Annotated in this window: 14 protein-coding genes; 7 read left to right on the top strand and 7 right to left on the bottom strand. The window is 73.7% G+C overall.

Annotated elements, in window-relative coordinates:
* Nucleotides 1–9 precede the first annotated feature (9 nt).
* On the bottom strand, nucleotides 10–342 hold the full coding sequence (locus B086_RS0136945; RefSeq protein WP_018571478.1) for a hypothetical protein: 333 nt from the start codon (nucleotides 340–342) through the stop codon (nucleotides 10–12).
* Nucleotides 343–585: 243 nt separating this feature from the next.
* Here B086_RS0136945 and B086_RS0136940 point away from each other — a divergent pair, with 243 nt between their 5' ends.
* Nucleotides 586–1,614 carry an LLM class flavin-dependent oxidoreductase gene (locus B086_RS0136940; protein WP_026253167.1) on the top strand — a complete coding sequence of 343 codons (1,029 nt, stop codon included), beginning with the start codon at nucleotides 586–588 and terminating at the stop codon, nucleotides 1,612–1,614.
* 129 nt (nucleotides 1,615–1,743) lie between these two features.
* Here B086_RS0136940 and B086_RS0136935 read toward each other — a convergent pair whose 3' ends face one another.
* Nucleotides 1,744–2,136, bottom strand: a complete 393-nt coding sequence (locus tag B086_RS0136935) for an SCO5389 family protein (RefSeq protein ID WP_018571476.1) — start codon at nucleotides 2,134–2,136, stop codon at nucleotides 1,744–1,746.
* A 299-nt stretch (nucleotides 2,137–2,435) separates the two neighbouring features.
* On the opposite strand from B086_RS0136935, the gene nucS reads away from it, so the two are divergent.
* Complete coding sequence (gene nucS / locus B086_RS0136930; protein WP_018571475.1) at nucleotides 2,436–3,107, top strand: endonuclease NucS; 672 nt, start codon at nucleotides 2,436–2,438, stop codon at nucleotides 3,105–3,107.
* A gap of 61 nt (nucleotides 3,108–3,168) precedes the next feature.
* On the opposite strand, the gene B086_RS0136925 is transcribed toward nucS, so the two are convergent.
* The 4 genes from B086_RS0136925 to B086_RS0136910 form a co-directional block, all read right to left on the bottom strand.
* Complete coding sequence (locus B086_RS0136925) at nucleotides 3,169–5,829, bottom strand: ATP-binding protein (protein ID WP_037874594.1); 2,661 nt, start codon at nucleotides 5,827–5,829, stop codon at nucleotides 3,169–3,171.
* A gap of 290 nt (nucleotides 5,830–6,119) precedes the next feature.
* Nucleotides 6,120–6,443 (bottom strand): STAS domain-containing protein, encoded by a 324-nt coding sequence (locus tag B086_RS0136920; RefSeq protein ID WP_018571473.1) that lies wholly within the window; start codon nucleotides 6,441–6,443, stop codon nucleotides 6,120–6,122.
* 147 nt (nucleotides 6,444–6,590) lie between these two features.
* Nucleotides 6,591–7,439 carry a 3-hydroxyacyl-CoA dehydrogenase family protein gene (locus B086_RS0136915; RefSeq protein WP_018571472.1) on the bottom strand — a complete coding sequence of 283 codons (849 nt, stop codon included), beginning with the start codon at nucleotides 7,437–7,439 and terminating at the stop codon, nucleotides 6,591–6,593.
* A gap of 171 nt (nucleotides 7,440–7,610) precedes the next feature.
* A complete protein-coding gene (locus B086_RS0136910; RefSeq protein WP_018571471.1) occupies nucleotides 7,611–8,252 on the bottom strand; it encodes a TetR/AcrR family transcriptional regulator in 642 nt (213 codons plus the stop codon).
* A gap of 91 nt (nucleotides 8,253–8,343) precedes the next feature.
* On the opposite strand from B086_RS0136910, the gene B086_RS0136905 reads away from it, so the two are divergent.
* The 3 genes from B086_RS0136905 to B086_RS0136895 all read left to right on the top strand — a co-directional run bounded on the left by B086_RS0136905 (nucleotide 8,344) and on the right by B086_RS0136895 (nucleotide 10,534).
* Entirely contained in the window at nucleotides 8,344–9,135 is a 792-nt protein-coding gene (locus tag B086_RS0136905) for an ABC transporter ATP-binding protein (RefSeq protein ID WP_018571470.1), read from the top strand.
* A gap of 63 nt (nucleotides 9,136–9,198) precedes the next feature.
* Nucleotides 9,199–9,948 (top strand): ABC transporter permease, encoded by a 750-nt coding sequence (locus B086_RS0136900; RefSeq protein WP_018571469.1) that lies wholly within the window; start codon nucleotides 9,199–9,201, stop codon nucleotides 9,946–9,948.
* Between the two features lie 13 nt (nucleotides 9,949–9,961).
* On the top strand, nucleotides 9,962–10,534 hold the full coding sequence (locus B086_RS0136895; RefSeq protein ID WP_018571468.1) for a cob(I)yrinic acid a,c-diamide adenosyltransferase: 573 nt from the start codon (nucleotides 9,962–9,964) through the stop codon (nucleotides 10,532–10,534).
* Here B086_RS0136895 and B086_RS0136890 read toward each other — a convergent pair.
* Entirely contained in the window at nucleotides 10,467–11,168 is a 702-nt protein-coding gene (locus B086_RS0136890) for a hypothetical protein (RefSeq protein WP_018571467.1), read from the bottom strand. The two genes, B086_RS0136895 and B086_RS0136890, sit on opposite strands and share 68 nt — an antisense overlap.
* Nucleotides 11,169–11,317: 149 nt before the next feature.
* Between B086_RS0136890 and B086_RS0136880 the strand changes: the two genes are divergently transcribed.
* Both B086_RS0136880 and B086_RS0136875 read left to right on the top strand, forming a co-directional pair.
* A complete protein-coding gene (locus B086_RS0136880) occupies nucleotides 11,318–12,496 on the top strand; it encodes a sensor histidine kinase (RefSeq protein WP_026253165.1) in 1,179 nt (392 codons plus the stop codon).
* Nucleotides 12,493–13,134: a response regulator gene (locus tag B086_RS0136875; RefSeq protein WP_018571465.1), complete on the top strand. Its 642-nt coding sequence runs from the start codon at nucleotides 12,493–12,495 to the stop codon at nucleotides 13,132–13,134. Before B086_RS0136880 ends, B086_RS0136875 begins: the two co-directional genes overlap by 4 nt.
* The last annotated feature ends 36 nt before the right edge of the window (nucleotides 13,135–13,170 follow it).

Genomic DNA, 13,170 nt, shown 5'->3' with positions numbered 1-13,170 from the left:
CTCCGGGCCTCAGAACCTCGGCGCGTCCCGGGACCGCCGCACCCGCGTGGTGCGGCGGTCCTTCGCGTTCCAGCAGGCCTTGTGCCAGTGGCGGCGGTCGTCCACGCCCGCGTACTCGGGCCAGGCGACCACGTGCGGGACGCCGGGGCCGATCAGCTGGTCGCACCCCGGGCAGCGGTAGGTCTTGCCCGCCGTGCCGGCGCCCGCGACATGGCGCACGCACCACGCCTCGCCCTGCCAGCTCTCGGTGGACTGCCAGCCCCCGTAGCGGCTCGCCGCGTCGTCCTCGGCGCTCCGGCCCGGGGAGCCGGGACCTTTGGGACGGTTGCGACGCGGGGACACGGGACACCTCACCGGGTTCTGCGAAGGGAACGGGATGCCTCCAGCGTACGCGGCGCCGCCGAGCGGACACGCAAAGAACCGGATTGCCCGCCGAACCGCCCAAGTCGCTCTCCGGAACGGTCAATTGCGCAGACAATGCAGACAATCCGGAAATCCCTCTGCCAGGCCGTGTCCTGGGCACGTGTCGGACGGTTATGCCGCGTGGGGGAGCTCCGCGTCGGAGCCGAGGAAGCAGGAAGAGCGATGCGCGTAGGAAGTTTCGTGTTGGCGGCCCAGTTCCCCGGGCAGGGCCAGGGGGAGGCGCTGCACCGCGCGGTCCGCACCGCCGAGGTCGCCGAGGAGGCCGGTCTTGACGCGGTCTGGCTGGCCGAGCACCACTTCGTACCGTACGGGACGTGCCCGTCGGCCATCACGCTGGCCGCGCTGCTGCTCGGCCGCACCCGCCGGCTGCGCGTCGGGACCGCGGTGAGCGTGCTGCCCACCGTCCATCCGGTCGCGCTCGGCGAGCAGGCCGCGCTGCTGCACCTGACGAGCGGCGGGCGGTTCTCGCTGGGCGTGGGCCGCGGCGGGCCCTGGGTGGACCTGGAGGTCTTCGGGGCGGGCCTCGCGGCCTACGAGTCGGGGTTCCCGGAGTCGCTCGACCTGCTGCTGCGCTGGCTGCGCGAGCCGTCGGTGGCGGCCGACGGGGAGCGGTTCGCCTTCCGGGAGGTGGCCGTGGTGCCCCGGCCGGACGAGGCACTGACCGAGGCCCCGGGGCCCGAGGTCGTCGTCGCCTGCACCTCCCCGGCGAGCGTGCGGCTGGCGGCCGAGCGCGGGCTGCCGATGCTGCTCGGGATGCACGCGGGCGACGAGGAGAAGGCGGAGATGGTCGCACTGTGGCAGCGCTGCGCGCGGGCCGCCGGGCGTCCGGAGGAGCGGATCGCGGACGCGGGCCATGTCTCGGCGGGCGTCTGCCACATCGCGGACCGCGACGCCGATGCCGCGGAGACCCTGCTGAAGGCCATGCCGGGATGGCTGAAACAGGGACTGGACGCGCATGTGACCGTGGACGGCCGCAGCCGCCGGATGCGTGATCCGCTGGCCTACACGGAGATGCTCTGCGCCCTGCACCCGGTGGGCAGCCCGCAGCGGTGCGCCGACCGCCTCGCGGCGACCGCCGAGCGCACCGGTATCTCCCGCTTCGCCCTGCTCGTCGAGGGCTCCGGCGAGCTGGCCGCGACCGAGGAGACCGTACGGCGGCTGGGCGCCGAGGTGCTCCCCCGGCTGCGCTGAACCGGACCTGCCGGACCGGCGGCGGACCGGAGGTGCCGGACCGGCGGCGGTCCGCCGCCGGAGGGCCTGCCGCCCCGGCCTCCATGATTCTCCCGCAGGCGGGGCGGCAAGCCGACGACCACTGCCCCCTCAGCAGTCCCTGAACTCCGGCGACTGGTTGAGCACCTGGCTGCGCACCGAAGTGAACCGGGCCAGCCGCTCATCGACCGAGCCGTCCAGCGGGAACACCGCCACGCGGTGGCAGTTCTGGAAGGCCAGCCGCACACCGAAGTGCCGTTGCAGCGCGCCGCGTATCGCGTCGCTCGCGAGTGCACGCAGCAGCTGGCCGCGTGCCTGCTCGTCCGGCGGAGGCGTCTGGTTGTCGGCGAAGTCTCCGCCGTCGACCTTCAGCTGGGCCACCAGGGAGCTGATCATCTCCCACGCATAGGGCAGGGAGGTCCGGACGCAGTCGACGAAGGCAGCTTCGTCGACCTCGCCTCGCTCGGCCTGTTCGAGTAGGGCCGGTGAGACGTCGAGCGACATGGGTTCTCCTCTCGCACCCCCGACCAGCAGGGGTTGCCGGACAGATGAGGGAGTTCGTGATACCGAACACGGTGAGTACACACATCGCGACCTCCCGTTCCTACGGTAGGCAACGAAACGAGGGCTTACCAGGCGAATGCGCGTACCCGCCGGTCGAGTTGGGAACACAATCGGCCACAAGTGAACACGGGTGATCCAGGGAAAAATGGGGCGGTTCCGCGCGAGGCGTCCACCGGGCGCGAGCGGAGCAGGACGGGCGAATCGCGTACGGCGCCGTGTGTCGAGTAGCGTTGCCGACCATGCGTCTCGTCATCGCCCGGTGCTCCGTCGACTACGCGGGCCGGCTCACCGCCCACCTTCCCTCGGCACCCCGTCTGATCCTGGTCAAGGCCGACGGCAGCGTCTCGATCCACGCGGACGACCGCGCCTACAAGCCCCTGAACTGGATGTCGCCGCCGTGCGCCCTCAAGGAGGGCGCGGGCGAGGAGGAAGGGGTCTGGACCGTCGTCAACAAGGCGGGCGAGAAGCTCATCATCACGATGGAGGAGATCCTCCACGACTCCTCGCACGAACTCGGCGTCGATCCCGGGCTGATCAAGGACGGCGTGGAAGCACACCTCCAGGAGCTCCTCGCGGACCGCATCGACACCCTCGGCGAGGGCTACACACTGATCCGGCGTGAATACATGACGGCGATCGGCCCGGTGGACATCCTGTGCCGGGACGGCGAGGGGCAGACCGTCGCGATCGAGATCAAGCGGCGCGGCGAGATCGACGGGGTCGAGCAACTCACGCGCTATCTGGAGCTGTTGAACCGCGACCCGCACCTCGCCCCGGTGCGCGGCATCTTCGCCGCCCAGGAGATCAAGCCCCAGGCCCGCGTCCTCGCCACCGACCGCGGCATCGGCTGCCAGGTCCTGGACTACGACGCCCTGCGCGGCATCGAGGACGACAAGCTGCGGCTGTTCTGACCCTTGCGGGCCCGGGGCACGGGCCCCGGGCCGTCGCCCCGGCTCAGACAGCTCAGACGGCTCAGACCGACCCGGCGTCCGGGCCGGTCGTGCCGCCGTCGCCACCCTCGCCGCCGTCCCCGCTCTCGGGCGCGGTCGCGGAACCGCTCGCCGTGGCCGGTGCCGACAGGGTGCTGGTGACGGTGCTGGACGGGCTGGTGGTGTCCGTGTCGGTCGGGTCCGGTGTGCCGGTCGGCGTGGACGGACTGGTCGGCGTGGTCGGCGTAGACGGACCGCTGGGCGTGCCGGGGCTGCTGGGCGTGCCCGTCCCCGGACGGGTGGGCGTGGTGCCACCGGGCGTGCTCGCCGTACCGGACGGCGTCGGCTTGCCGCCGGTGCCGCCCGTCCCGCCGGTGGAGCCCGTGCCCGGAGAAGGCTTGCCCGAGGCCCCCGGAGGCACCGGGTCGTCCGAGGTGCCGGGGGTGCCGTCGGGTCCCGGGTCCGTGGGCCGCCCGCTGGGCGCGGCGGTCGCCGAGCCGCCCCCGGCGTCCGGGGCGCCCCCGTCACCGCCGCTGCCGCCGCCGTCCTGCGGGCTGTCGGCCGCCGGGTCGCCGTCGCCGGCGTCCTGGCTCGCGGGCGGGTTGCCGCCGACCTTCCCGGAGGGGTCGTCGGTGTCCTTGTGGGAGGTGGCGCCGAGCGTCACCACCGTGCCGAGGACGGCCGCGAGGAGCGCGCCCGCGCCCGCCGCCACCAGGTTGCGCCGGGCGAAGCCCTTCAGCCCGGCCCGGTGCCTGGCCGGGGCGTGGGAGGGCAGGCCGGACGGCCCGTGCGAGACGGTCGGCGCACCGCTGTCCGAGGGCTGGTAGGTGACCAGCGTGCCGGACGTCTCCTCGGCGGGCGGCCGCAGCGCCGGGAAGGGCGCGGGCACACCGCCGGGCGGCGACACCGGCTCCTCCGGGAGGTACGGCGTCTCCTCCCCCGGGCCGAGGGCGGCCATCGCGCCGAGTCCCGGCGCGGTGCCCGAGCGGTCCGCGACCAGGGCGAGCGCACGGCGTCCGGCGACGGTGCCGCGCCGGTCGGAGAGCGCGCCGCGCAGGCCGATGGAGGCCTCCAGCTCGGCGCGGGCCCGGTCCAGCAGGCCGCCGCAGAGCGCGAGGATGCCCAGCTCGTGGTGGAAGTACGCCTGCTCGGCGACCTGTCCGGCGAGCCGGGACGCCTCGGTGCCGAAGCGCAGCGCGCGTTCCCAGGCGCTCCAGCCGAGTCCGGCGGCGAACGCGGGCGCCGCGGCGCGGGCGAGGTGGACGGCGGTGCTCTCCTCGCCCTCGGCGGGCGGCGCGGTGAGCGGTACGAGCACGGCGAGGGCGGCGAGCACGGCGTCCGCCTCGGCGGTGACCCGCTCGGGCGTCACCGAGGGGTGCGCGGCCCACCAGGCGTAGTGCCGGGCGGCGCTGTCGGCCTGCTCGGCCGCGTCGTCGCCGTATCCGGCGGCCTCCAGCTGGGTGAGGACGCCCGCGGCGAGCCGGTGGCGGGAGCCGACCGGGGAGACCAGGCCGCAGCTCGCCAGTTCGCCGAGGGCGGCGTCGGCGTGGGTGTCGCCGATCAGGGCGGGCAGATGGGCCTGATGGGGCACCTCGCCGCCGAGCGCGACGGCGAAGCGCAGGGTGGCGCGGGCCGAGGCGCTGAGCCGGGAGGCGAGCAGCGGGGCGGGCGCGGCGGCCTCGCCGAGCGAGGGCAGGGGCACGTCGTCGTCGCCACCGTCGCCGTCGCCGCCCGCGAAGGGGGCGTCGTCGGGCGGGGTGTCGGCGAAGACGCCGAACTCCTCCACGGCGCTGGTGCCGGCCCGCAGCCGGTCGCGCTGGCGCAGCAGGGCGCCGGCCTGGACGAAGCGCAGCGGCAGGCCCTCGGACTCGAACCAGAGGTCACCGGCCCAGTTGGCCTCCTCCTCGGTGAGGATCCGCCCGGCGCCGCGCTCGATGAGTTCGACGCCGCCGGCCCGGTCGAGACCGCCGAGGAAGACCTCTTCGACGGCGGAGTCGGCCGAGGGCGCGGGCACGTCCGGGGTGGCGGCGATCAGGAAGGCGCACTCGGGTGTCGCGTCGAGGAGTTCGTCGAGCGCGGGGCCGCCGAACTCGATGTCGTCCAGGACGACGACGGCGCCGATCTCGCGCAGGTGCTCCAGGAGTTCGTCGCGGTCCGGCCGGTGCAGCGGGGCGTGCCGTACGGCGTGGAAGAGCTCGTGCAGCAGGTCGCCCGCGGTGCGGCGGTGGCCGTTGAGCCGGACGACGCCGTCCGGGGCGAGTCCGGCGCAGTCCTGGGCGACGAGGTCGAGGAGGCTGGTGCGGCCGGAGCCGCCGGGGCCGGTCAGGCGTACGGAGCGGCCGCGGGCCAGCAGCCGGACCAGCCGCTCGCGCTCCTCCTGGCGTTCCAGGAGGGGTTCGGGCGAGGGCGCGGGGCCGGACGGGACGGGCGGCTTCGCCGCGCGGTCGGCCTCGGTGCGTTCGGCGGCCGTGCGCGGGCGCGGGCGGCCGGGGACGTCGGCGGGCGGGCAGACCTCGATCTCGCTGCCGTCGACGGGGTTGACGGTGAGCAGGAAGTCGCCGCTGACCAGGCGCACGGTACGGGCCGGTGCGGCGGCGGGCGGCGGGAAGTCGGCGGCGCGGGACGTGCCGGGCGGGCGCCGGCCGGGCGTGTGGCCGTCGCCGTCCTGGCCCATGTCCTCGGGCTCCCGGGTGTTCGGGTCCATGGGTTCCATTGCGTGCAAGCTCCCCAGAGGCGTCGTGTGCTGCTGGTCCAGCCCTCCCGGCCGTGTGCCGCACTGCGCGCTGTCGCTCTGGTCCGGGCCCGCTCGAGGGTGGCGAGGCAGCGGGCGACCGAACCCTAAACCTTCGCACAGTATCGCCGACAGGGCGGGGTACCGCGGAGCCCGAGAGGTCACGGTCTCGTGAGGATTGGGGCCGACGTCACGTTCCGTGCCGTCCGGCCGGGTCTCGCCCGCGGCCGGTCCGCTGTCCGCTGTCCGCTGTCCGCGGGAGGTCACACGCGGGGCAGGGACTCCACGCCGATGCCGCCCTCGATGGCGAGGATGCGGTGCAGCCGGGTGGCGACCAGCAGGCGCTGCATCTGGGCCGGTACGCCGCGCAGGACCAGGCGCCGGCCGCAGCGGCCCGCGCGCCGGTGCGCGCCCATGATCACACCGAGTCCGGTGGCGTCCCAGGAGTCGAGCCCGGACAGGTCGAGGACCAGGTCGCCGACACCGTCGTCCACGGCCGAGTGCAGGGCCGTACGGGCGTCCGCCGCGCTGCGGACGTCGAGCCGGCCCCCGACGACCACCTCGGTGTGGTCGCCCCTGATGTACATATGCGCTCCCCGTGAATGCGGTGGCGTGCTCCGTGTGACGGTGACTGTGCAACGTCTGACTGCGTGTGTGGCGATGCGGTTGCTGTCTGTGGGCGAACCGATACCGAATTCACCCCGAAGGGTGATACGGCGGCCCCCGGAGCGGTCTCAGTGCTTGTAGAAGCCCTGCCCGCTCTTGCGCCCGATGTCACCGGCGTCAACCATCCGGCGCATCAGTTCCGGCGCGGCGAACTTCTCGTCCTGGGTCTCGGTGTAGATGTTGCCCGCGGCGTGCAGCAGGATGTCGACGCCGGTGAGGTCCGCGGTGGCGAGCGGGCCCATGGCGTGGCCGAAGCCCAGCTTGCAGGCCAGGTCGATGTCCTCGGCGGTGGCGACGCCCGACTCGTAGAGCCTGGCCGCCTCGACGACGAGGGCGGTGATGAGACGGGTGGTCACGAAGCCGGCCACGTCGCGGTTGACGACGATGCAGGTCTTGCCGACCGACTCGGCGAACTCCCGTGCGGTGGCGAGGGCTTCGTCGCTGGTCTTGTGGCCGCGGACGAGTTCGACGAGCCGCATCATCGGCACCGGGGAGAAGAAGTGCACACCGACGACCCGTTCGGGGCGCTCCGTGACGGCCGCGATCTTGGTGATCGGGATGGCGGAGGTGTTGGAGGCGAGGACGGTGTCCTCGCGGACCAGCTTGTCGAGGGTGCGGAAGATCTCGTGCTTGACGTCGAGCTTCTCGAAGACGGCCTCGACGACGACGTCGGCGTCCGCGGCGGCGTCCAGGTCGGTGGTGGTGGTGATGCGCGCGAGGGCGGCCTCGGCGTCCTCGGCGGCCAGCTTGCCCTTGCCCACGAACTTGTCGTACGACGCCTTGATGCCGTCGGTGCCACGCGTGAGCGCCTCGTCGGTGACGTCCCGCAGGACGACGTCCCAGCCCGCCTGCGCGGAGACCTGGGCGATGCCGGACCCCATGAGACCGGCTCCGATGACGGCGAGCTTGCGTGCCACTGAGACTCCCCTGGTGAACGGCTGCGCAGGCGCCTGCGCGCGCGGCTGAAGAACGGCTTTCACGCTGTTTGCGTCTATGCCTCTCGGCGGACACTAGCGCCCGCGCGGCGCTGTGTGACCGGTAAGTAACGCGCGTCACGTCTCAATTGACGGACATCACACCGGCAGGGGTCACTGGGCGCCCCGGACGGCGTAGTTGAGCACCTTCTCGCTCAACACGTCCTCGATCTCGTCGAGGAGGTCGAGCACCTCGCGGGACACCTCCCGGGGGGCGCGGCCCGCGAGCATCTCGCGGCCGACGGCCGCCATCACGGTGGCGTGCGCCCAGCCGATCTGACCGGACATCAGGCCGGGCAGCGGGTCGTCCGCGGGGGCTCCGGTCTCCTCGCGCAGGGCCTGCTCCAGGGTGGCCTGCACCTCCTGGCCGACCGCCCAGAGCCGGGAGCGCAGCGCGGGCGCGTCCTCGATCACCCGCATGAAGGGGGCGTACCCGGTGAAGAGGCCGATGCGCGGCGAGACCGCCTCGACCTCCGCGCGCAGTTCGCGCAGCACGGCCCGCGCGGCCGACTCCCCCTCGTCCCGGCCGCGCACCCAGCGGGCCAGCCGGTCGGTCACCCCGGCGGCGCGGTCGAGGAAGAGGTCCTCCTTGGCGGGGAAGTAGTTGTAGACGGTGTTGACGGAGACGTTCGCCGCCTCGGCGATCTCGGCGACCGTGACGGCGTCGAAGCCGCGCTCCAGGAACAGTCCCGTGGCGACATCCGAGATGTACTGCTTGGTCTGCCGCTTCTTCCGCTCCCTGAGCCCCTCTGCCATGGCCGGATCCTATCCTCCCCGGAGTCGTTCTTGGTGGCCCTGAAATTTTGGTGACGTTGCAAAATTTCAGAGACCCTGTTTTTCTGGTGGCATGCCACCAGCAGTCATCAGCGCGGCCGGACTGGCCCGCACCTTCCAGACCAAGCGCGGCCCGGTCGAGGCCGTGCGCGGAATCGACCTCACCGTCCGGCAGGGCGAGATCCTCGGCTTCCTCGGGCCCAACGGCGCGGGCAAGACGACCACCCTGCGGATGCTCACCACCCTGCTCGCGCCGACCGGCGGCACCGCCGTCGTCGCGGGCCACGACCTGGCCGCCGACCCGGCCGGGGTCCGGCTCGCCTGCGGCTATGTCGCGCAGTCCGGCGGGGTGGACGGCCAGATCACCGTGCGGGAGGAGCTGGTCACCCAGGGCCGGATGTACCGCCTGCCCAAGGCGCGGGCCGTCGAGCGGGCCGCGGAGCTGGCCCGCGACCTGGACCTCACCGAGCTGCTCGACCGCAAGACCTCCGCGCTCTCCGGGGGCCAGCGCCGCCGGCTCGACATCGCGATGGCCCTCACCCACCGCCCGCGCGTCCTCTTCCTCGACGAGCCGACCACCGGCCTGGACCCGGGCAGCCGCGCCGACCTGTGGGACCTGGTCCGGCGGCTGCGCGACGAGCACGGCACGACCGTCTTCCTGACCACCCACTACCTCGACGAGGCGGACGCCCTCTCCGACCGGCTGGTCGTCGTCGACGGCGGCCGGGTCGCCGCGGAGGGCACACCGAGCGCGCTCAAGCTGGAGTACGGCGGTTCGATCGACGCCTCGCTCCAGGACACCTTCCTCGCCGTCACCGGCCGCAGCCCCGCCCCGGCCGCCGGCACCGCCCCCGCGGCCGTCTGACCGCGCCCCGGCCACAGCACCCCACGACGGCCCCCGAACCCCTCCAGGACCAGGACATCCCTCATGCTGCTCCACGACACGGCCCTCATCTACGGCCGCTATCTGCGCCAGTCTCTGCGCTCCCGCTTCGCGCTCCTCTTCGGCGTCCTCACCCCGCTGCTCTATCTGCTCTTCTTCGGACCGCTGCTCACCGGGCTGCCGCTGGGCGGCGGCGGCAGCTCCTGGCAGGTGCTCGTCCCCGGCCTGCTGCTCCAACTGGGTCTTTTCGGCGCCCTGTTCTCCGGCTTCATGATCATCATCGAGAAGGGCCAGGGCGTGGTGGAGCGGATGCGGGTGACCCCGGTCAGCCGGCTCGCGCTGCTGCTCGGCCGGGTGCTGCGGGACACCACCGTCTTCCTCTTCCAGGCGGTGCTGCTGGTGCTGGCCGCGCTGGTGATGGGCCTGCGGGCGCCGCTGGCCGGCATCCTCGTCGGCTTCGGCTTCGTCGCCCTGCTCACCGTCGCGCTCGCCTCGCTGTCCTACGCGGTGGCGATGAAGGTCGCCACCCCGCAGCAGTTCGGCCCGCTGATCAACGCCGTGTCCATGCCGTCGATGCTGCTGTCCGGCCTGATGCTCCCGATGAGCCTGGCCCCCGCCTGGCTGGACGTGCTCTCGCACTTCGTCCCGTTCCGCTATCTGGTGGACGCGGTGCGCGACGCCTACGTCGGCGAGTACACCGGCGCGCACATGCTGTACGGGGTCCTGGTGGCCGTGGGCTTCGCCGCGCTGTCCGTGACGGCGGGCACACGGGTGTTCCGTACCGCCGGGGCGTAACTACGCTGGCGTCATGGTCAATCTGACGCGCATCTACACCAGGACCGGCGACCAGGGCACCACCGCCCTCGGCGACATGAGCCGGACCGCCAAGACCGACCTGCGGATCTCGGCGTACGCCGACGCCAACGAGGCGAACGCCGTGATCGGCACCGCCCTCGCGCTCGGCGCCCTGGACGCCGCCGTGGCCGAGGTGCTCACCCGGGTGCAGAACGACCTGTTCGACGTGGGCGCCGACCTGTCCACACCGGTCGTCGAGAACCCGCAGTACCCGCCGCTGCGGGTCGAGCAGTTCTACATCGACCGGCTGGAGGAGGACTGCGACCGCTTCAACGCGGAACTGGACAAGCTCCGCTCCTTCATCCTGCCCGGCGGCACCCCCGGCGCGGCCCTGCTGCACCAGGCGTGCACGGTGGTCCGCCGGGCCGAGCGGTCCACCTGGGCCGCGCTGGAGGTGCACGGCGAGACGATGAACCCGCTCACCGCGACCTACCTCAACCGGCTCTCCGACCTGCTGTTCATTCTCGCCCGGACGGCGAACAAGGAGACCGGTGACGTGCTGTGGGTGCCGGGCGGCGAGCGCTGAGGGAGCCGGTCCCCTCCCCTGCCGGGGACGCCTCCGCCGGGGACTCCTCCGCCGGGGGCTCCCCCTCCGGGGACGCCGCCCCCGGCACCGCTTCCGGGGTCTTCGGGCCCTTCTTCGGGAAGACCAGGTAGGTGAGGGCGATCAGGCCGTGGATCACGAGGATCCGCAGCACGGCCGCCTGCCAGGCGCGCAGCGGATCGGTGCCCGCGCCACCGCCGACGTACCAGATCGCCGCCTGGAGCAGGGCGAGGGCGACCGCCGAGGCGAGCAGGGTGCGCAGCCACAGCCGCCCCTCGTGGCGGGCGCGGGCCAGACCGTACCGGGGCGGCTTCGGCGGCCGGGGCGCGCCGCCCAGGCGGTGGGCGGCGTGGCCGTCGAGCCAGCGGACCGTGGAGTGCCCGTAGGCGACGGTGAAGCCGATGTACAGCGCGGCCAGACCGTGCTCCCAGCCCGGCTCGGCGCCGTTCCTGAGGTCGACGGCGGTGACGGCGAACAGCACCACCTCCAGCAGCGGCTCGGCCAGCAGCAGCGCCGCACCCAGCCGACGCCGCCCCAGCAGGTAGCGGACGGCCAGGCCCGCGGCCAGCAGGATCCAGAAGCCGGCCTCGCAGGCGACGATCAGTCCGACGATCACGATTGCTCCTCTCGCTCCCCACCAGCGTCGCCGCCCGCCGGGGCCCGTGCGTCGTCGGCGGTGACGAGGTGCGACTGCATCCTTCGATGTACGCGGGGACCGTCCCGCGGGACCAGGCGCCCGCCCGCCGGGCCGTGTTGGATGGACGCATGGCCCTCGGACCCGCCCGCCCGCACCGCGACGACCTCGCGATCGCGCTGGCCGGGCTGCTCGGCGGACTGCTGCTGTGGGGCCTGGGCCTGGGCGTGCGCACCTCGGGCGACCCGCTCGTGCTGTGGGCCGGGCGGTGGCCGGTGCTGCTGCCGCTGGTGGTGACCGCGGGCTGCGAGGTGCTGCGCCGCACCCGCCCGCGCACGGCCCTGCTGACCGGCACCGCCGCGGTGGCCTGCGACACGGTCACCCAGGGCAGTCTGGCCACCCTGGTGATGTACACCGATCTCGTGTACGCGGGCGTGCTCTACGGCACGGCTGCCTGGGCCCGGCGGGTGCTGTGGATCACCGGCCTGGTCACGGTGGCCGCCACGCTGGTGCCGCTCGCGGTGTGGCGGGTCCCCGAGGTCCTGCTGATCGGGGTCGTCACCGGCATCGTGACGTTCGGCCCGGCCGCCACCGGCTGGAGCGTGCGCAACCACCGGGAGGCGGCCGAGGCCGCCCGGCTGCGCGCCGAGCAGACCGCGCTGCTCGCCGAGACGGACCGCGTCCAGGCGGTCGCGGCCGAGCGGGCGCGGATGGCGCGCGAGCTGCACGACATGGTCGCGGGGCATCTGTCGGCCATCGCCATCCACTCCACCGCCGCGCTCTCCCTGGACGACCCGGCCACCAGCCGGGACGCCCTCGCCGTCATCCGGGAGAACAGCGTCGACGGGCTCACGGAGATGCGGCGGCTCATCGGGCTGCTGCGCGAGGGCCCGGACGGGGACGCCCCGGCGGCGGTCCCCACCCTGGACGGCCTCGCCGCGCTGGTCGCCTCCGCCCGCGCCGGCGGTCTGGACGTCGGCCTGAGCGCCGACCACGGGAAGGTGCCCGCCCCAGTGGAGCTGGCCGCGTACCGGATCGTGCAGGAGTCGCTGACCAACGCGCTCAAACACGGCGGTGAGGGACCCGTGCGGGTGAGCGTCGAGGAACGGGACCGCGCCCTGCGCATCGAGGTCAGCAGCCCGTGCACCGGCCGGGAGACCCCGCGCGCGCCGGGTTCGGGCACCGGTCTGATCGGCATGCGGGAGCGGGCCGTGCTGCTGGGCGGCACATTCGGCGCCGGCCCGGGGGACGGACGCTGGACCGTGCGTGCCGTGCTGCCCCTGACCGGGTCCGAAGGAGGCTCCGCGTGATCCGTGTCGTCGTCGCCGAGGACCAGTCCGCCGTACGGGCCGGGCTCGTGCTGATCCTGCGCAGCGCGCCCGACATCGAGGTGGTGGGCGAGGCGGCGGACGGCGAGCGGGCGGTGGAGCTGGCCCGGGAGCTGCGGCCGGACCTGGTGCTGATGGATGTGCAGATGCCGCGCCTTGACGGCGTGTCGGCGACCGCGCTGGTGACCGGCGAGGGGCTGGCGGACGTGCTGGTGCTGACCACCTTCGACCTCGACGCGTATGTGTTCGGGGCGCTGCGGGCCGGGGCCGCCGGGTTCCTGCTGAAGGACACCGAGGCGCGGGACCTGCTGACGGCGGTGCGCACGGTGGCGCGCGGCGAGGGGCTGATCGCGCCGGCGGTCACCCGGCGGCTGATCGCCGAGTTCGCGGCGCGGCCGCCGGCCGGGCCGGCCGAGCCCCCGGCGGCGCTGGAGTCGCTGACGCGCCGGGAGCGCGAGGTGCTCTCGTGTCTCGGGGAGGGACTGTCCAACGCCGAGATCGCGCTGCGGCTCTCGATGGCGGAGGCGACGGTGAAGACGCACGTCAGCCGTCTGCTGGGCAAGCTCGGGCTGCGGAGTCGGGTTCAAGCCGCCGTCCTCGCGCAGGAGTTGGGTATCTAGTCGAACCGGCGGTGCATTGGTCCAGACCTATTGACC

The organism is Streptomyces sp. PsTaAH-124 (genome assembly GCF_000373685.1).
Lineage (GTDB): Bacteria > Actinomycetota > Actinomycetes > Streptomycetales > Streptomycetaceae > Streptomyces > Streptomyces andamanensis.
Note: the sequence above shows the minus strand (reverse complement) of the source record. Positions and strands in the feature narration are given on the sequence as shown.